Origin of the sequence: Seongchinamella sediminis, from assembly GCF_003457605.1 — a bacterium.
Lineage (GTDB): Bacteria > Pseudomonadota > Gammaproteobacteria > Pseudomonadales > Halieaceae > Halioglobus > Halioglobus sediminis.
Map to the genome: position 1 here is coordinate 69,356 of NZ_QRAN01000005.1, position 17,099 is coordinate 86,454.

Genomic DNA, 17,099 nt, shown 5'->3' on the forward strand with positions numbered 1-17,099 from the left:
GCTGCTGGAGAGGGAACAATGTATGCGCGGCTAATTCAGCGCCGAACTTGCTTTCCCGTGCTTGATTACCAGCAGCAGTTCGCCGACCTGGAAGCCGAATTTCTTCAGTTTTGATTCGTTGATCAGGATGTCCGGAGTCAGCAGGTACATGCGGTCGTCCACGGTGACCTCAATTACGCTGTCCCGGTAGGGTACCTGGAGCACATAGTCGAGGAAGATACTGTTGCCCGCCTGCCGCAGGACACCCTCGCCGGTAACATCGCCCGCGGTGCCTGCATAAGTGCCGTCTGCTTGCGGCCTGAGCGTCCAGATGCGCTTCTGCTGTTCCCCGTCGTTGAACACAAAATCCTCGTCCAGGGTGCCGATACCGTCTTCCCAGCGGGCATCAATGGTCGCATTGAAGGTGCGAATCACCTTGCCGGCGCGGTTTTTGACCACACCGTGAGCGCTCAAGGGGCCGGTGAAGAACTCCTCCACCCTGAGTTCGGGTTGCATCCCGGCATAGTCGCTGACCTGCACCTGGGAGCAGGCGGCAAGGACGAGCAGGCCGGTGGCAGTGAGCAGTGTACGAATCATGGCGATCTCCCGTTTACAATGGCTACGGATTGTGGACAGAATCCGATCAATGGGATCCTGCGGAGCGCAGAGCCAGGCACTGGAGGTGATTATGCTGAACATGGATTTCTCCCGGCGGGTGGTGATGGATAGCAGCCGGCTGGAGTGGCAGCCCGGCGGGCGGGCGAGCCCTGACCGGCGTTGGCGAGGCCTGAGGTAAAGCGCCATGGAATTCGTTATCAGTTTCGATATGCGCGCCCCGGCATTCGGCGCACCCAGGCAGGCCATTTTCGACGCTGCCCTGGCGATGTGCAGCTGGGCCGATCGACTGGGCTTCGACGCGGTGGGTCTGGGGGAGCACCACGCCGCCGAGGATGGCTACCTGCCCTCACCCATACCCATGGCCAGCGCCATCGGTGCGGTGACCGCCAACATCACCATTCGCCCCAACGTATTGCTGGCGCCCCTGTACGACCCGGTAAAGCTCGCCGAGGACCTCTCGGTCGCCCAGTACCTGTGCACGGGGCGGCTGGAAGTGGTGATTGGCGCCGGCTACGTGCCCTATGAGTTCCAGATGTTCGGCAAGCGTCGCGAGGACCGCAAGGCTCTGTACATGGAGGCCTTCGAGGTGCTGGACCGGGCCTGGCGCGGCGACGAGTTTGAGTACCAGGGGCGCCGGGTGACAGTAAGCCCCGTCCCCGATCCCCGGCCGCGCCTGTTGCTGGGCGGCACCCACCCGGCGGTGGCCCGGCGGGCGGCCCGTATCGCCGACGGTTATTATCCACCCGCCGGCGAGAACTGGCAGCTGTACCGCGAGGAGTGCCTGAAGCTCGGCAAGCCCGACCCGGGAGCGACCTTCAAGGCCCTGGGCCCGGTCTTTACCCACGTGAGCCACACACCGGACGAGGACTGGGCGCGCATCGCGCCGCATGTGAAGCATGTGGTGGAATCCTACGCGCGCTGGACTGTGGAAGCCTACGGCAAGGCGGCAGGACCCTTTGCTCGGGGGGTGAATGTCAATGATTTGCGGGCCAGCGGCGCCTACCAGGTGCTCACGCCCGGGGACACCGTCGACATGATTCATGGACTGGGGCGGGACAGGACCTTCATCCTGACGCCGCTACTGGGGGGACTGCATCCGCAGCTTGCCTGGCAGAGCCTGGAATTGTTCGAGCAGGCGGTCTGGCCGGAGGTAAAGGAACTGCAAGACCAGTAAGATACTGCCAGTGCGAGTACCCGGCGCACCGCCTGCAGTTCTCCCAGAAGCGACTATATTGAGGGTAAGCGAGCCCGCAAGCGCATAACGATAAACGAGGTTGTCGAATGAAGCATAGCAAACGGAGCGTGCACCAACCGGAATTCATTTCCGGCAGTGACTTGCCGATCCCGACTCTGGAAATACTGCGCGCCGATGGCACTCTCTACGAGGGCGCGGAGGCTCCCGATCTTTCCCGGGACCTGGCAATTCGTATTTACCGCACCATGATCTTCACCCGCATTCTCGATGAGCGCATGATCTCCGCCCAGCGCCAGGGCCGGCTCAGCTTCTACCTGACCTGCGCCGGCGAGGAAGCGGCGGTCGCCGGCAGCGTCGCCGCCTTCGACGAGGGCGACATGATCATGGGGCAGTACCGCGAACAGGCGGCCCTGCGCTTTCGCGGTTTCACCGCGCGGCAGTTCATGACCCAGTTGCTCAGTACCCGCAATGATCTCGGCAAGGGGCGGCAAATGCCGGTGCACTACGGTAGCCGGGAGCTGAACTTCATGACCATCAGCTCGCCCCTGGCCACCCAGATTCCCCAGGCGGCGGGCTACGCCTATGGCCAGCGGCTGGACGCCCAGGGCGAGGCGCTGCGTCACTGCACCCTGTGTTATTACGGCGATGGCGCCGCCTCCGAGGGCGATTTCCACGCCGGCATGAACATGGCGGCGGTGCTGAAATGCCCCGTGGTCTTTTTCTGTCGCAATAATGGTTACGCCATTTCCACACCCACCGCGGAGCAGTACGCCGGCGACGGCATCGCCTCCCGCGGGGTCGGATACGGCATGCAGACCATCCGCGTGGACGGCAACGACCTGCTGGCGGTCTATGCCGCCTCCGTGGCGGCCCGGCGTATCGCCGTGGAGAGCTGTGAGCCGGTGTTGATCGAGGCCATGTCCTACCGCCTCGGCGCCCATTCCACCTCCGACGACCCCAGCGGCTATCGCAGCCGCGAAGAGGAGGACCGGTGGCGGGAAATGGACCCTATCGAGCGGATGCGCCTGTGGTTGCAGGCCCGGGACTGGTGGAGTGAGAGCGAGGAAAAGGAGGCTCTGGAGTCCTACCGCAGCGAGGTGCTGCGGGAGCTCAAGGCCGAGGAAAAGGAGCCCGGGCCGCCGCTGTCCGAAATGGCGGAGGACGTCTACGACACGCCGCCCTGGCACCTGCGCGAGCAGATGGAGGCACTGGCCGAGCACGTTCGGCAGTACCCGGACCACTACCCGCACGTAAAAGGAGCTTGAATCGTGGCAGAGCTAAACCTGTTGCAGGCAGTCAACCAGGCGCTGGACGGCGCCATGGCCGCGGACGCCAAAGTGATCTGCCTGGGGGAGGACGTGGGCAGTTTCGGCGGCGTGTTCCGGGCCACCAGCCACCTGCAGGAGAAGTACGGCAGGGAGCGCTGCTTCAATACGCCGCTGACGGAGCAGGGTATCGTGGGCTTCGCCATCGGCCTCGCCGCCCAGGGTAAGGTGCCGGTTGCCGAAATCCAGTTTGCCGACTACATCTTCCCCGCCTTCGACCAGATCGTGAACGAGGCGGCCAAATTTCGCTACCGGGCGGGCAACCAGTTTGACGTGGCCGGACTCACCATTCGAGCGCCCTATGGTGGCGGCATTGCCGGCGGCCTGTATCACTCACAGTCGCCAGAAGCCTACTTCTGCCACACCCCGGGGCTCAAGGTCGTGGTGGCGAGTGGCCCCAGGGAGGCCAAGGGCCTGCTCACCGCCGCGATCCGCGACCCCAACCCGGTGCTGTTTTTCGAGCCCAAGCGGCTCTACCGGGCGGCGGTGGGCGAGGTGCCGGAGGGTGAATTCACCCTGCCCCTGGGCGAGGCTGAAGTGCTCCGCGAGGGGGGCGATATCACCCTGCTTGGCTGGGGTGCGCAAATGGAGCACCTGCTCAAGGCGGCGGAGCTGGCAGCGGAAGACGGTATTGCCTGCGAGGTGATCGACCTGCGTACGCTGCTGCCCTGGGACCGGGAGCGGGTCGCCGAATCGGTGCGCAAGACAGGGCGCCTGCTCATCGCCCACGAAGCGCCCCGGACCGGCGGCTTCGCCGGCGAGATCAGCGCCAGCATCCAGGAGGTCTGCTTCCTCTACCTGGAAGCGCCGATCGCCCGCGTGACCGGGCTGGACACGCCCTTTCCCCTGGCCAACGAGAAGGAGTACATGACCAACCCGTGGAAGATCATCGACGCTATCAGGGCGACCCTGAACTACTGACAACAAGCGCATTTGGAGCACCGGCATGAAAACCGATTTTATTCTCCCCGATATCGGCGAGGGCATTGTGGAATGCGAGATCGTCCAGTGGCTGGTCGCGGAGGGCGACCAGATCGAGGAGGACCAGCCCGTAGCCGAGGTGAGCACCGATAAGGCGATTGTGGAAATCCCGGCCGTTTACAGCGGCAAGGTGCTGAAACTCTATTACGCCGCGGGCGATATCGCGAAGGTGCACCAACCCCTGTTCGCCCTCGAGCGGGAAGACGATTCCGCCGGCGACGGCCCGGCACCGCAGCAGCCCGCAGATACCACCGCGGACCAGACACCTGCACCCGCCAGGACCCCGCCGCGCGAGGCGCCGTCCGAACCATCACCAGACAGGCCTGCGGGCAAGGTGTTGACCACACCCGCAGTGCGGCGCATGGCCCGCGAACACGACCTCGACCTGAGTCAGGTCCCGGCGACCGGTAAAAATGATCGTGTGCTGAAGGAGGATGTGCTGGCCTATATCTCCGGACGGGAGACAGGCACAAATGCGCCTGCCCCCCGGCGAGCCGCCAGCGGCGATCGGGTGGAGCCGATTCGCGGCCCGCGGGCGGTGATGGCGCGAGCGATGGCCGAAGCGGTGGCCACCATCCCGCACTTCACCTACGTCGACGAAATTGACCTGACAGCACTGATCCAGTTGCGTTCACAGCTCAAGGAGCGCTTCGCCGAACAGGGTGTGCGGCTGACCATGATGCCGCTGTTCATGAAGGCCCTGTCGCTGGCGCTGCATGAATATCCGATACTCAACAGCAGCCCGAACGAGGACTGCACGGAACTGCGCTACAGCGCCAGCCACAATATCGGCATGGCGGTGGACTCCCGGGTGGGGCTGTTGGTGCCCAACGTCAAAAACGTGCAGGAACTGACCCTGCTGGAGCTGGCCGGGGAGCTGAACCGGCTCACCGAGGTCGCCCGCGAAGGGCGGGTGGCCCCCGCTGACCTGCGCGATGGCACCATCACCATTTCCAATGTGGGCGCCGTCGGCGGCACAGTTGCCACCCCCATCATCAACAAACCGGAGGTGGCCATCGTCGCGCTGGGCAAATTGCAAAGCCTGCCCCGGTTCAATAGCCGGGGCGAAGTGGAGGCCAGACAGTTGATGACCGCCAGCTGGTCGGGCGATCACCGGATTATCGACGGCGCGACCATGGCGCGCTTCAGCAATACCTGGAAGGGCTTCCTGGAAGAGCCCTCATCGATGCTGGCGGCGATGCGCTGACTTCGCCGGGACAGCCGCGATGGACAGGGTTTCGCAGGAAACGCAGGGGAGCGGCGGCAGGCGCGGCCTGCAACACTTCTATATCAACGAAGAGCAATCGATCTACCTGCTCAGCCAGCGGGATGCCCGCAAGCTCAAGCAGTGGCTGGGGCTGTGTGAGGAGCAGCTGCGCCTGCTGGGCTACGACGCCATCGAGATCATTGGCAAGGGTGCCTACGGTTTCGTATTCGCCGGCCGCGAGCGTGACGATCTGGCGGGCGAGCGGCAGCTGGTATTCAAGTTCGCGCGAATCACGCTGCCCCGACACGTACAGGACCGCCTCGAGGAGGAGGCCTACATGCTCTCCCAGGTGGCGCTGCCACACATCCCGGCCTGTCTCGAGTTCCAGCGGGTGCGCGGGCAGTCGATCCTGGTCATGGAACGGGCCCGCGGCATCAATCTGCAGGAACTGGTCCTCAAACGCGGACGGGTGGAGCCGCGGCTGGTGGTGAAGATTGCCGCCCAGCTGGGGGAAATTCTCTGCTCACTGCGCGAGCAGGCACGGCAGCGCGACCGCCCGCCGATTATCCATGGCGATATCAAGCCCTCCAACGTGGTTTTCGACGAGGCCAGCGAGCAGGTCTCACTGATCGACTGGGGCGCCGCGGTATTCGCCCAGCAGGATGCCAATCGCCAGTTTACCGGCGGGGTCGACCTGGCGGCCCTGTCATCGGACCTGCAGCAAACCAATGCCAAGCTGGGGGACATCTACTTTATCGGCGAGGAGCAGCTGCGCGGGGGACTGTCATCCCCGCGTTTTGACGAGCAGGGCGTTGCCGGTACCCTCTACGCGCTGGCCTCGGGGCAGTCCAGCCGCTTCGGCAGCAGCGTGATTACTCCCGCCAGCCTCGGGCTGCCGGTGGAGTTCGCGCGCACCCTGGCAAACCTGCTGTCTCCCGATCCGGCCCTGCGTGACCGCGCGGGGGACTACTTCCTGGAAAACATGCGCTTCATGAAACGAATCGTGATTGCTTCGCGCGGCGCACCGTCGGGCGGCGTACCGTCGGGCGGCGTACCGTCGGGCGGGGACAGTGGCGCCGAGCCCCCCCTGGTACCGGTCTGGCTGGCTCCCGAGGCGCGCGACATCGACAGTGTGGTCTACAGTTCGCGCAAATCCTTCCTGCGCCAGGAAATGCCCGAGAAACTGGTCGCTGACGTGGACCCCACCGAGCTCGACCGCTACTACAAAAACTACCTCGAGGGGATGGGCGACACGGAAAAGGCCTTTGTCATCGCTGTCAGCCACCTGGGCTACTACCCGGTGGTAGGGGGGCTGGCCATTCACTGGAATGAGCGGGGCATGAACATCGACTCCAATCTCAACCTTTACGACGAGGCGCTGTACCCGGCCTTCACCTCGGCCGTAAACAACGTCGTACACCTGGGGCGCGCGATTACCAAAACCGGGGTGTTCAAGAGCTGCATGTTCGACGCCCGCAACACCCTTCATATTGAGCGTGCCGCCCGCGATGACGCGTTCAGGGTTACCGCGGGCATGCACATTCCCTACGAGATCAGTGATGCGCCCCCGGAAGGCACCGGCAGCAAGCTGCATTCGTATTTCGAGGATGGCGACGATCCGGACGAAATGCTGGAGCTGCCGCGCCCCATCCTGGATCAGCTGGCCATCATGAACAGCATCAGCCACACCGGTTGTATTATTTTTGAAAGTCTCGAATTCGACCTCAAAATACATAATTACCTGCAACTGCTGGACCCGGAGGCAGAACCGCGTTTCCGCGCCTGCCTGGATGCCATCCTCGAGCAACTGCACCTGATCTCCGACCTGGGCGTGTCCGGTTTCATGAAACTGCTGGATACCGACACCAAGTTCTTTCCCTTCCTGGCCCGGCAGCCGGATCGCTTTGCCGCGGGAGGGCGATCCGGTTCTCCCGGGGGCGTTTAAGGGGAAATACCGATCAGCGCCACCCGGGAAACGCCGGGTCGTCGCCGGTGCATGGGCAGGGCCGGATCATTGCAGCTGGGCTGCGGCAAATTCCTCGACGCCGGCCAGTGGAAGCAGCTCCTCGTGGCCGATCTGCCGGAGCATCGACGCGCCGTCGAGATACACCCGCTCGTTGGTAATCCGGTCGCCGTCGAAAGTGAATACCGCGATGACCGCCAGGCGGAAAGCCCGCCCCGTGGGGGCGGCGCCGAGAAACTCGCCCGTATTGGTGCCCAGCAGGTCGAACTCGCAGATAACGGTGTCGTCATCGGCGAAGTGCATGCGCACGTTCTCGTGACGTTGGTCTGGAAATGCCGCCCGCTGTGCCTGGTGGTATGCCAGCACTTCGTCGCGGCCCTCGTGAATCTGCCCGGTCGCCACGATCTCGTAGCGTGGCACATCCTTGAAGGTGGCGAGACAGGCCTCCCAGTCGTGGTCGACCTCGGAATCAAAGTGTTCCTTGAGAACTGCCTGACGACGTGACTTGAGTTCGGGGTCCATGATTCGATTCCTGTACGCACTGAACGGCCAGTGAGTATTCAGGCGGTAGAGCTTGCCGTCAAGAGGGTCGCTTTGCGCCCCGCCCCCCCCTTCAGTATCGGCACCTGCCGCCGGTTTGTCCGGGATTCGTCCAGGCGATGTTCCAGGGTCTGCCCTGACAGTGTTGCCGGTTGCTGCAGTCTGGCATACAACCTCTGCAGGGAAGTGATGTTGATGCAGCGGGCCTGGCCGATTGGTGGAAGCGTGAAGCGGATGAGGTCACGGTGATCTCCGGTCGTTTAACATGTTGGTACGGCAGCTGCTGATTTCAGATCACGGTGGACGCTGTTGGTCCGGCTACTGACTTCCCTCGTAAATTGGACATCGACAGCAATCTTGCTTGGTTAGACGAGGAAAAGCCCATGACTGCTCACGTGAATGAGGAAGCCATCGCCAAAGCCCGTGCGGGGGAAGAGATGTATCAACGCATTATTGCCCTGCAGCCCCTGTTCAGGGAGAACGCAGCGCGTGCCCGGGAGGAGCGCAAGGTGCCGCAGGAGAACATTGATGCCCTGCAGGAAGCCGGCTTCTTCCTGGCCCTGCAGCCCGCAAACTGGGGCGGGTACGAGCTGGATCCCCAGGGTTTTTTCCGCATGCAGATCGCGATCGCGCAAGCGTGCATGTCCACCGCCTGGGCCGGGGGCATTGTTGCGGTGCATGCCTTCCAGGTTGCGCTGATGGACTGCCGCGCCCAGCAGGAGGTCTGGGGCGAAGACATCCACACCCGTGTCTCCTCTGCCTATGCCCCGATGGGCAAGGTGGAGGAGGTAGAGGGCGGCTTCCGCTTCAGTGGCCGCTGGGGCTGGAGCTCAGGCTGTGATCACTGTACCTGGGCGCTGCTTGGCGGACTGTTACCTGACGGCAGCTACCGGACGTTCCTGGTGCCTCGCAGCGATTACCGGATTATCGATACCTGGCATCCCATGGGCCTGCACGGCACGGGTTCCAACGATATTCTGGTCGAGGATGTGTTCGTTCCCGAGTACCGGACCCACAAGCAGAGTGACGGTTTTGCCGGCACCAATCCAGGTGTCAGCGAGCAGTCCCCTGCACTGTACCACCTGCCCTGGGCGCAGTTGTTCATTCGCGTGGTGTCTACTCCCGCTATTGGCGCCGCCCGTGATGCCCTGGCGCTGTACCGGGAACTGGTGACGCGCAAGGCCAGCGGCGATGTCACCAAACTGGCTGGGGACACCGGCACCCAGACCCGGATAGCCGAAGCCACAAACGAGATAGATGAAATGTCGGCGGTGCTGTTCCGTAATTTCGACCGCATGATGACACAAGTGCGTGAGGGCGAGAGTGTGGCTGTTGCGGACCGCATTCTCTATCGCTACCAGGCGTCCCTGGTCATCGATAAATCGATCAGCGTGGTGGACAAGCTGTTTTCCTCGGCGGGCGGCTCCTCCGTGTTTGAGGGCAGCGAGATACAGCAGCGCTTTCTGGACATCCACACCGCCAGGGCCCACGTGGCCAACAATCCTACTTCCTTCGCCCGTAATCTGGGGGCAGTGTCACTGGGTGCTGACAACAGCGATTTCTTTGTTTGAGCAGTAGCGGCTGCATGTCCCGCCCCGGGGCAGCGGGCTGCTCCCGGGGCGGTACTGGAATCCACAGCGCTGGCCACAAGGGTTTGGCTGGCATACCCTGTCAGCATGCAACTCAAGCCGACGTTTACATTTCCGAATGGAGCCGCGTGACATGCCCCCGGTTGAGCCAGTTCTGCTGACCTGTGCCTATATCTCCACCCTGAAAGCGGATACGGTATTAACCAGCGCCTCGGGCTTCTTCTTCCAGCGCGGCAAGCGTCTTTTTCTCATCACCAATCGTCACGTTTTGCTCGATGAAGCCTCCGGTCACCAGCCAGACCGGATCCTGATTCGGATGTTTACCGATGAGGAAAACCTGGCGGCCACCACCGAATTCTCGATTCCCCTGTACCGGGACGGGCAGGCACAGTGGCTGCAGGCTCAGGATGCTGGCGGAACCATTGATGTGGTGGCCATTGAGCTACAGCAGGAGGCTTTACCCAAAAGTATGGTCTATGAAGCGTTTTCTCCTGAGAGCCTGGTTAGCCCGGAGACCGTGGTGGAGGTTGGAACATCGCTGATGGTACTGGGCTTTCCCCTGGGATTCTCCGACACCCTGCACCATTTGCCGGTAGTGCGTCAGGCGGGTCTGGCGTCCCAGTTCGGGCTGCGCTTTGAGGGGACCGGCTTCTTCCTTACCGACGCCCGCACCCACCGGGGTATCAGCGGCGGACCGGTGGTGTTGCGGGTAGCGGAGGGCATTCGTTCCCGGCCGGAGTTTCACTGGCGCCTGCTGGGCATTCACTCCTCCCGCCTGGACGTTGGCTCCCGGGACCTGGCACAGGATGAAGCCCTGGGTCTCAATACCGCCTGGTACCCGGACGTGTTGCTGGCATTGACCGAGTAGCAGACCCGCCCTTGAGGCCGGATTTACGCAAAGTAGTACCCCGCGCCGGTGGCCACCGCCATGCACAGGAAACTGGCCAGGGTGGCCGCCTGGGCGGGAATGATCTGGCTGGTGTCGCCGCTGCTGCTTGCCAGGCGAAAGATGGCGAATACAGCCGGCACCAGGCCCAGCAGGCCCCACATCATGCCCGGCGCCCGCGGCAGGGAAAGGCCGGTCACCACTAACAGCAGGTAGGCCGTGGCCACCATGGAAATGTAAAGAGTGACAGCGCGGTCCCGGCCGAGGCGAACGACCAGGTTGGCTTTGCCGCTGGCCTTGTCTGCCCGGTAATCGGGAAATTCATTGATGACCAGGAAAGCGGCCACCAGCAGCCCCAGGCTGACCGAAGCAAGCAGCATCGGCGCACTCAGGCCGCCGGTCTGGACCAGGTAGGTACCGCAGACCACCAGGGGCCCGTATGCCAGCGCAACAGCGAGTTCCCCCAGCCCGCGATAGGACAGGCGAAGAGAACCGCCGTGGTAGTACCAGGCCAGGGCAACACCCATCAGCCCGAAGGAGAGTACTCGCGGTTCGCGCAGCGCGACGATCAACAGCCCGCAGGCAATGCCCAGGGCAAAGCAAGCGCCGGCGATGGACCAGCACTGCTCCCTGGACAGCAGGCCGTCCACCATGACCCGCTTGCCCCCGGAAAACGGGCTGCGGTCCGCCTCGGTCACGGCCTGGTCGGTACCGCTGTCAAAATCCACTACCTCGCCGGAGGCATTTTTGCCGACCTCGATAAAGAAGATGCCCAGCACGGTAATGGCCAGCCAGCCGGGCGCCAGGCTATTGTCCGCCGCGGCGAACAGGGCTGCCATCGCCATGCCGGCAAAAGACGCCAGCGAGACCTTGGGGTCCGCCAGGCGCCAGATTCCTGAAAGAAATTTACTCTCGCTCATGGTTGGATTATGGCATGGGAGGATACAGCCGCATATAAGATATGCCTTGCATTCAGCGAGCATTTTGAGCCCGGTTCATCGCTGCCTTCCACATTTTATAGAAGCTCATTGTCCAGAGTGGCGGCTGGGTCATCACTACCAGGGCGAGCAGTATTTCGGCGGTTTCGCCAAGAATATCTTTATAGGAAAGCCATCCCGCCAGTGCCGCAGGCGGGGAGTAGAGAAGGGTGCCCCACAGGCAGGGTGCCCAGTCCCGGAACTGCATGTCGAATGGCATCACCTCAGAGAGCATGTTGATGTTGTAAAAAACGGCATAGGCAGCCAGAAACATATAGAGGGCTGTGGCAAAGAAAAACCAGTGATGGGATTCACCGACGGTAGAGTTGATTATAAATATTCCAATCGCAAGGGCGAATACGTTCACGCTGTCAAACAGGCGTGGACGACGGACCTGGGTGATTGCGATAAAGCTATAGCCGGTCCAGGCGGCGAGGGTCGTGCCGCCTACGTAGATGGCAATTATCCAGTTAAAAAGTTCGTTGGACTCCACGGTACGAACCTGGGAAATCACGTCTTCCAGGCCAACCGCCAGCAGGACGCTGATCAGCGTGATGTAAATTGTTGGAAACCGGTCCTCTATTCTGGAGATATCCAGCTTTTTCATTGTTATTCCTGGAGTAGCTGAATTTAAATACAGCATAGACCCTGTTTCGATTTTGGCAGCCTGCCAGGTTTACTGCCGAGACAGGTTATGGGGGCAACCGCGGCTGGCCCTAACGCCACTCCAGTCGAGTGATTTGCCACTCGCCGTCTATTTCCCGCCAGCGGGATTCCACAAAGTAAAGCCCCGCCGAACTGGGTAGCAGCCTTTCACCGCCGGCCAGGGCAACATTGGCAGTGGCCCTGGCCAGCGCGGGCTCATAGGGGTCCACTGCTACCTCAACCTGGGTCACTACCACGCGTATCCGGTGGTAGCGCAGAAAATAAACCGCCAGCAGCCTCTGGGCCCCTTCCTTGTCAAGGTCCAGGCCTCCGGGGCCGCCACCGAGAAAGGAGTCGGCGAGAGTACCCAGCACATCGCCGGCGCTGCGTTCGGCGAGCGCGGTTCCCAGCCGGGAGATGCCTTCGCGCACCGCCTCCTCAGAACCCTGGCGCTGGCCGCAGGCGCTGAGCAGAACCAGCAACAGGGCGATACTCGTGGCAACAGCAGCGTTCATGGCAGTTAATCCGTCCCCAATGGCCTTGGTTTAATCTATCATGGGGCACTGGTAATTGAGAGAGGCGCTTTATGCCTGATTCTGGCGTCACGCCGGTGCTGGCTGATATTTACCTGCTGGACAAACAACTGCGGGATGATCGCAGTCGCTCCCTGGAGCAATTGCAGGAGCGCGACCATGCGATTGGCCGGGAATGCGTGGGGGCCAGCGACGCCGACAGCCTGTTGCACTGGCTGCAATCGGTGCTTGCAACCAGCACCCGCAAATCCACACATTGGCTGAACGAAGCCAGTGCCGCACTGTTGTTGCGCCTGTTTGCCCTGGTTGCCGGGGCAACGGCCATGGGCGGTTTTTTGCTGGCGAGCGAGCGGGCGCTGGTCAATGTCTTCCTGCTGCTGGCCTTCTTTGTGCTGTTGCCGCTGGTGCTGGCCCTGGTTTCGGCCTGGGTCATGTTGTTGTCGGCCAGGGGCTCGCCTCCGGCGGTGTCGGCGCTCAACCCGGCGCGCTTTGTCGCCCGCTGGGCACTGCCGGAACCGGGGTACCTGAAGTCTGCCAGTGGCCTGTCCCGTCTGCTCATTGTCAAATACGCCCAGGACTTCGCGCTGTTGTTCTCCCTTGGCGTTATGGTGGCCTTTTTACTGTTGCTCACCTTCAACGACTTCAGTTTTGTCTGGGGCTCGACCTTTGGCTTCAGCGACGCTGTGATCGCCAATGTTACCGCGGTCCTGGCCGCGCCCTGGTCATCGCTGCTGCCCGCTGCAACCGTCACCCCGGAGATCATCAGCGAAACCCGTTATCACGCGGCGCAGCTGGATCTGGGCCCGGTCGCTGCCGCCAGTCGGCGGGGCTGGTGGCCGTTCCTGCTGCTCTGCCTGGCGACCTACACCCTGCTGCCGCGGCTGCTGCTGTGGTTCCTGGCCAGGCGCAGTTACCGACGTGGGCTCATAGGCGCCTTTCTGTCCCTGCCCGGTGCGGCCAGTGTGCTGGCGCGCATGCGTGCCCCGGTGGTAAAAACCCGGGCACTGGAGGCAGACCATGAAGACAGCCTCAGCAGCCCGGTCATCAGGGAAGAGGGCGCGGTGCTGCTGGAGTGGGCCGGTGCGCTGAGCGGTACGGCCGTGCAATGGGAGGTGGCCCGGGAACTGGCCGCGGGTCTGGGCTCGCCCGGCGACGACGTCGACAGCATAGACACCATCAACCAGCTGCATCCGCCCCACCTGCTGGTGGCGGTCAAGGGCTGGGAGCCGCCCATGGCGGACCTCGCCGATGTGCTGGCCGAGATCCGCGAGGTGGACTACTGCACCCTGCAACTGGTTCCGCTGGCGGGTCGGGAACTGGGCGAGTCAGCCTTCCGCGATTGGCAGGCTTTTGCCGCCCGCCTGCCGTTCAGGGTGACGGATGTGGTCGCCCTCGGGGGCGCCGGGCAATGAGTGACGCACGCCGTGACAGTCTGCCCAACTTCGCCGTGGTGGGCAGGCCCAACAAGGGCAAGTCTTCCATTGTCGCCACCCTTGCCCGCGATGACTCGGTGCGCATTGCCGCCCGTGCCGGTTCCACTCGCACCACCCGGCGCTTCCCCATGCAGGTAGATGGCGAGGTGCTTTACGAGCTGATCGATACCCCCGGCATGCAGCGCTCGCGGCAGTTGCTGGCCTGGCTGCAGGAACACTGCAGCGATGCCGCCTCCCGGCCGGCGGCGGTCAGGCGCTTCCTGGACGAGCATCGGGATAGCGAGCAGTTTGCCGATGAATGCCGGGCGCTGGAGCCCATTGTCGAGGGAGCGGGCATTATCTACGTGGTGGATGGCTCAGTGCCCTTCGGCGCCGATTACGAGGCGGAGATGGAAATTCTGCGCTGGACCGGCCGCCCCAGCCTGGCGCTGGTCAATCCTATTGAGAATACCGATTACGTGGAGCAGTGGATAACCGGCCTGGGCCAGTATTTCCAGACCGTGCGCAGCTTCGACGCCCACCGCGCCGAGTACAGCAAGCAGCTGGACCTGTTGACCCTGTTTGGTCACCTGGACCCTGAATGGCGCCAGCCATTGCAGCGGGCGGTGGAGGTGCTGGAGGCCGATCGTCTGCGCCAGCACCAGGAGTCCGGCGAGTTGATTGCCGAGCTGATCTACGAGGGCCTGAGCTACAGCGTCGAACAGGCCGTACCGGAAGGCGCTCCCGAGGCACCGGTGCGCAAGCTGTTGTTCCATCGCTACCAGCGACACCTGATCAAGTGCGAACGGGATTGCCGCAAGCGGGTGGAGGAACTGTTCTACTACCACGACCTGAGCAAGTCCGAGCAGGTGATCGACTTTGCCGAGGATGACCTGTTTCACCAGGAAAACTGGTACCTGTGGGGATTGAACCGGCGCCAGCTGTTACTCGCCGCCGGTGCGGCCGGGGGAGTGGCCGGCGGCGGTGCCGGGGTGGTGGTAGACGGCATGACCGGCGGGCTGCTGGGCGGCCTGGCCACCGTGGCCGGCGGTATCGGCGGCGCCATAGCCTCCACCCGCAGCGCCATCAAGTACTCGGATGATATTGCCCGCTGGTCGGTAAAGGGCATGCCCACCGGCGGTAACCGTCTTTCCTACGGGCCCTCGCGCAATGTCAACTTTCCGTTTGTGTTGCTGGGCCGCGCCATGCTGCACCATCGCCTGATCAGCCAGCGCACCCATGCGGTGCGAGAGTCCCTGAAACTGACCGAGCCTGTCCTGGACTGGCTCAGCGAGAGGGACCGCCGGGAGCTGGCACGCCTGTTTGAAAATATCCGCAGCGCTAAAAAGCAGACGGAAAGTCGCGCCCGCCTGAGTGAACTGCTGCAGCAGTGGTGTCAGCAGGTGGACGCCGGTACTTGCTGAAACCCGGCATGGCCAGATCAGCTTTGCGGGGAGCTGAGGTGGGTAGGCTCTAGCAAATGATGACAGCTTGCTCCCGAGTTCATGTACCTCGCTCATCGAAGCTGTGATTGCCTGCTTTCGCATCAATTCAGACCCTGGTCTATCCTTGTCCAAGCGGTTACAGCAAGGAAAACATGGCATGACTGAAGCAGAAATTTCCTTTCAGATATCTGAGTACCTGAATAGAATCTGGACCCTGCAGCAGTGGTGGGCGAGCATTTCTATCGGTGTGCTTGTGATGGCGCATTTGGCCAGTAAGCGACTGAACCTTTTTCTGGTTCTTATCAGTCTCGGTCTCTACACCTCCTACACCTTGTATATGGCACAAATGTCACGGGTAAATATCGAGACCGTATGGGCCCTGGCCACCGATCTCGAAGCGCTAATCCAGTCTGGTGCTGTCAATTCCAACAACGCTCGGAATATCGTAGCCGTAAAATACAGTAATCCATTGTTGTATTACCTAACCTTCCCCGGTACTTACCTGAGCGTTTGCGCGTACCTGATTTATTGCTATTGCAAGGATCGCGGCGATAAGTCCCGCTAGCTTCCAGGCTATTCGGCCACGACCACCATTTGTACGCTGTTGCCGTTGTTCATTCTCAAGGTAGTCGTGTAGCGGCCAGCCATGTCGCCGGCGCGAAAGTGCAGGTCGAGACGGCCTGCTGGCTGTGGACCAATGCCGGGTGTGCCGCCGATAACCGGTGCCGCCGGCAGGTAGGTGTCGCAGGCCAGCGGATTCACCGCTATCTCGAAACCTTCTGCACCAACCGGTGCGTCGATGTTCAATTGGCCCACCGTCTTGTGTCCACGGACGAGACGTGCGTGAGTATCGCTGTGCCAGTAGATATCGAGATCGGTGATCGGCTCTTCGTCCGCACCCCATACCAGGAAGGTCCACACGTAGGGTGCCAGTTCGCCCGGCCCGGTCACCTGCCACACGGGATTGTCGGGGTTGGGCGGCAGGGTGCCTGGGCCACACGCGGGTGTGCCAGTGAGTAATCCCGCCTGTGCCTTTACGAATACAGCGGTGGCATTGATACTCGGGCGAGCTGATGGCAGCACATGCATTAGCGCAGACCCTGTTTCCCAGCTTCCGCCCGGCCCTGTCTGGGCTTCTACCCGCAGCCGGTACTGACCTGGCGCGGGGTTCCTGACCCCATTGAGGAGGATGAACAACTCCTTGATGCCCGGATTAAGCGGCGGATCTGGCAATATGTCCTGCACGGCAGTGAATACGAAGGCATTATCCGTCTGGTCCACACTCACCAGGTGGAAGACAACCGGCGGAAAAAAGGGATGCTCTGGCCAGCCCTGGAGGATAACGCCACTGGTGCATTGGAAATTGGTGGGGACACAGGGCTGGTCGGGTAGCGGCGGCACTGGCGGGAATGGCGTGGGGATATCCGCTACCGGATAGGCCGGGTCGATGGCGGCGAGGTCAAAAGCCGGTGGGAAGATCACGCGAATCTGATGCCCCTGTAGCAGGCCTCGGCCTGGCTCATGGGCTTCGATGGGCCCGTCCAGGACAATCTTCCATAGCGCGTGTTCACCGCTAACATCTCCATCGACCGTCACCCAGGCTCGCTCTACCGAGTGGACGATTCCCGTTGCCGAGGCTTGCCCAGCGTGTACATGAACGCTTCCTGCCAGGATTGTAGTGGCCAGCAACAGGATGCCGGCATAGCTATGTTTGCTGTTCATAGTGGTCTCTCCATTCTGGAAATCTTCCAGATTCGATACAACTCGTGGCGGAGCATAGTTGGGCTCGCGGAAACCGCCCATC

General features: G+C 62.3%; 16 protein-coding genes. 10 read left to right on the forward strand and 6 right to left on the reverse strand.

Annotated elements, in window-relative coordinates; genetic code table 11:
• Positions 1-30 precede the first annotated feature (30 nt).
• Positions 31-576 carry a DUF3833 domain-containing protein gene (locus DWB85_RS06170; RefSeq protein WP_117953499.1) on the reverse strand — a complete coding sequence of 182 codons (546 nt, stop codon included), beginning with the start codon at positions 574-576 and terminating at the stop codon, positions 31-33.
• A gap of 205 nt (positions 577-781) precedes the next feature.
• Here DWB85_RS06170 and DWB85_RS06175 point away from each other — a divergent pair, with 205 nt between their 5' ends.
• The 5 genes from DWB85_RS06175 (at position 782) to DWB85_RS06195 (ending at position 7,250) form a co-directional block, all read left to right on the forward strand.
• A complete protein-coding gene (locus DWB85_RS06175) occupies positions 782-1,771 on the forward strand; it encodes an LLM class flavin-dependent oxidoreductase (RefSeq protein ID WP_117953341.1) in 990 nt (329 codons plus the stop codon).
• 107 nt (positions 1,772-1,878) lie between these two features.
• Entirely contained in the window at positions 1,879-3,057 is a 1,179-nt protein-coding gene (locus DWB85_RS06180; protein WP_117953342.1) for a thiamine pyrophosphate-dependent dehydrogenase E1 component subunit alpha, read from the forward strand.
• 3 nt (positions 3,058-3,060) lie between these two features.
• Complete coding sequence (locus DWB85_RS06185; RefSeq protein ID WP_117953343.1) at positions 3,061-4,038, forward strand: alpha-ketoacid dehydrogenase subunit beta; 978 nt, start codon at positions 3,061-3,063, stop codon at positions 4,036-4,038.
• A 25-nt stretch (positions 4,039-4,063) separates the two neighbouring features.
• A complete protein-coding gene (locus tag DWB85_RS06190) occupies positions 4,064-5,305 on the forward strand; it encodes a 2-oxo acid dehydrogenase subunit E2 (protein WP_117953344.1) in 1,242 nt (413 codons plus the stop codon).
• 19 nt (positions 5,306-5,324) lie between these two features.
• Positions 5,325-7,250: a protein kinase domain-containing protein gene (locus DWB85_RS06195; protein ID WP_117953345.1), complete on the forward strand. Its 1,926-nt coding sequence runs from the start codon at positions 5,325-5,327 to the stop codon at positions 7,248-7,250.
• Between the two features lie 66 nt (positions 7,251-7,316).
• Here the strand turns inward: DWB85_RS06195 and DWB85_RS06200 are convergent, their stop codons facing one another.
• Complete coding sequence (locus tag DWB85_RS06200) at positions 7,317-7,790, reverse strand: ester cyclase (RefSeq protein ID WP_205422670.1); 474 nt, start codon at positions 7,788-7,790, stop codon at positions 7,317-7,319.
• A gap of 401 nt (positions 7,791-8,191) precedes the next feature.
• Between DWB85_RS06200 and DWB85_RS06205 the strand changes: the two genes are divergently transcribed.
• The gene (locus DWB85_RS06205; RefSeq protein WP_117953347.1) at positions 8,192-9,379 is read left to right on the forward strand and encodes an acyl-CoA dehydrogenase family protein; all 1,188 of its coding nucleotides are present in this window, start codon (positions 8,192-8,194) and stop codon (positions 9,377-9,379) included.
• A 151-nt stretch (positions 9,380-9,530) separates the two neighbouring features.
• Positions 9,531-10,265, forward strand: coding sequence for a trypsin-like peptidase domain-containing protein (locus DWB85_RS06210; protein ID WP_117953500.1), 735 nt, complete (start codon positions 9,531-9,533; stop codon positions 10,263-10,265).
• 23 nt (positions 10,266-10,288) lie between these two features.
• On the opposite strand, the gene DWB85_RS06215 is transcribed toward DWB85_RS06210, so the two are convergent.
• The 3 genes from DWB85_RS06215 to DWB85_RS06225 all read right to left on the reverse strand — a co-directional run bounded on the left by DWB85_RS06215 (position 10,289) and on the right by DWB85_RS06225 (position 12,420).
• Entirely contained in the window at positions 10,289-11,203 is a 915-nt protein-coding gene (locus DWB85_RS06215; protein ID WP_162846033.1) for a prenyltransferase, read from the reverse strand.
• A 52-nt stretch (positions 11,204-11,255) separates the two neighbouring features.
• Entirely contained in the window at positions 11,256-11,867 is a 612-nt protein-coding gene (locus DWB85_RS06220) for a hypothetical protein (protein WP_117953349.1), read from the reverse strand.
• 109 nt (positions 11,868-11,976) lie between these two features.
• The gene (locus tag DWB85_RS06225; RefSeq protein ID WP_117953350.1) at positions 11,977-12,420 is read right to left on the reverse strand and encodes a DUF4440 domain-containing protein; all 444 of its coding nucleotides are present in this window, start codon (positions 12,418-12,420) and stop codon (positions 11,977-11,979) included.
• Positions 12,421-12,491: 71 nt separating this feature from the next.
• Here DWB85_RS06225 and DWB85_RS06230 point away from each other — a divergent pair, with 71 nt between their 5' ends.
• The 3 genes from DWB85_RS06230 to DWB85_RS06240 all read left to right on the forward strand — a co-directional run bounded on the left by DWB85_RS06230 (position 12,492) and on the right by DWB85_RS06240 (position 15,860).
• Complete coding sequence (locus DWB85_RS06230) at positions 12,492-13,850, forward strand: DUF2868 domain-containing protein (RefSeq protein WP_117953351.1); 1,359 nt, start codon at positions 12,492-12,494, stop codon at positions 13,848-13,850.
• A complete protein-coding gene (locus tag DWB85_RS06235; protein WP_117953352.1) occupies positions 13,847-15,274 on the forward strand; it encodes a DUF3482 domain-containing protein in 1,428 nt (475 codons plus the stop codon). The genes DWB85_RS06230 and DWB85_RS06235 overlap by 4 nt, the downstream gene beginning before the upstream one ends.
• A 178-nt stretch (positions 15,275-15,452) precedes the next feature.
• Positions 15,453-15,860, forward strand: a complete 408-nt coding sequence (locus DWB85_RS06240; RefSeq protein ID WP_117953353.1) for a hypothetical protein — start codon at positions 15,453-15,455, stop codon at positions 15,858-15,860.
• Positions 15,861-15,868: 8 nt separating this feature from the next.
• On the opposite strand, the gene DWB85_RS06245 is transcribed toward DWB85_RS06240, so the two are convergent.
• Entirely contained in the window at positions 15,869-17,017 is a 1,149-nt protein-coding gene (locus DWB85_RS06245; RefSeq protein ID WP_117953354.1) for a hypothetical protein, read from the reverse strand.
• Between the last annotated feature and the right edge of the window lie 82 nt (positions 17,018-17,099).

What these genes read in the sequence shown, in the direction of transcription:
- DWB85_RS06170 (WP_117953499.1), bottom strand. Translation starts at nt 576, where the DNA reads ATGATTCGTACACTGCTCACTGCCACCGGCCTGCTCGTCCTTGCCGCC.
- DWB85_RS06175 (WP_117953341.1), top strand. Translation starts at nt 782, where the DNA reads ATGGAATTCGTTATCAGTTTCGATATGCGCGCCCCGGCATTCGGCGCA.
- DWB85_RS06180 (WP_117953342.1), top strand. Translation starts at nt 1,879, where the DNA reads ATGAAGCATAGCAAACGGAGCGTGCACCAACCGGAATTCATTTCCGGC.
- DWB85_RS06190 (WP_117953344.1), top strand. Translation starts at nt 4,064, where the DNA reads ATGAAAACCGATTTTATTCTCCCCGATATCGGCGAGGGCATTGTGGAA.
- DWB85_RS06195 (WP_117953345.1), top strand. Translation starts at nt 5,325, where the DNA reads ATGGACAGGGTTTCGCAGGAAACGCAGGGGAGCGGCGGCAGGCGCGGC.
- DWB85_RS06200 (WP_205422670.1), bottom strand. Translation starts at nt 7,790, where the DNA reads ATGGACCCCGAACTCAAGTCACGTCGTCAGGCAGTTCTCAAGGAACAC.
- DWB85_RS06205 (WP_117953347.1), top strand. Translation starts at nt 8,192, where the DNA reads ATGACTGCTCACGTGAATGAGGAAGCCATCGCCAAAGCCCGTGCGGGG.
- DWB85_RS06210 (WP_117953500.1), top strand. Translation starts at nt 9,531, where the DNA reads ATGCCCCCGGTTGAGCCAGTTCTGCTGACCTGTGCCTATATCTCCACC.
- DWB85_RS06215 (WP_162846033.1), bottom strand. Translation starts at nt 11,203, where the DNA reads ATGAGCGAGAGTAAATTTCTTTCAGGAATCTGGCGCCTGGCGGACCCC.
- DWB85_RS06220 (WP_117953349.1), bottom strand. Translation starts at nt 11,867, where the DNA reads ATGAAAAAGCTGGATATCTCCAGAATAGAGGACCGGTTTCCAACAATT.
- DWB85_RS06225 (WP_117953350.1), bottom strand. Translation starts at nt 12,420, where the DNA reads ATGAACGCTGCTGTTGCCACGAGTATCGCCCTGTTGCTGGTTCTGCTC.
- DWB85_RS06230 (WP_117953351.1), top strand. Translation starts at nt 12,492, where the DNA reads ATGCCTGATTCTGGCGTCACGCCGGTGCTGGCTGATATTTACCTGCTG.
- DWB85_RS06235 (WP_117953352.1), top strand. Translation starts at nt 13,847, where the DNA reads ATGAGTGACGCACGCCGTGACAGTCTGCCCAACTTCGCCGTGGTGGGC.
- DWB85_RS06240 (WP_117953353.1), top strand. Translation starts at nt 15,453, where the DNA reads ATGACTGAAGCAGAAATTTCCTTTCAGATATCTGAGTACCTGAATAGA.
- DWB85_RS06245 (WP_117953354.1), bottom strand. Translation starts at nt 17,017, where the DNA reads ATGAACAGCAAACATAGCTATGCCGGCATCCTGTTGCTGGCCACTACA.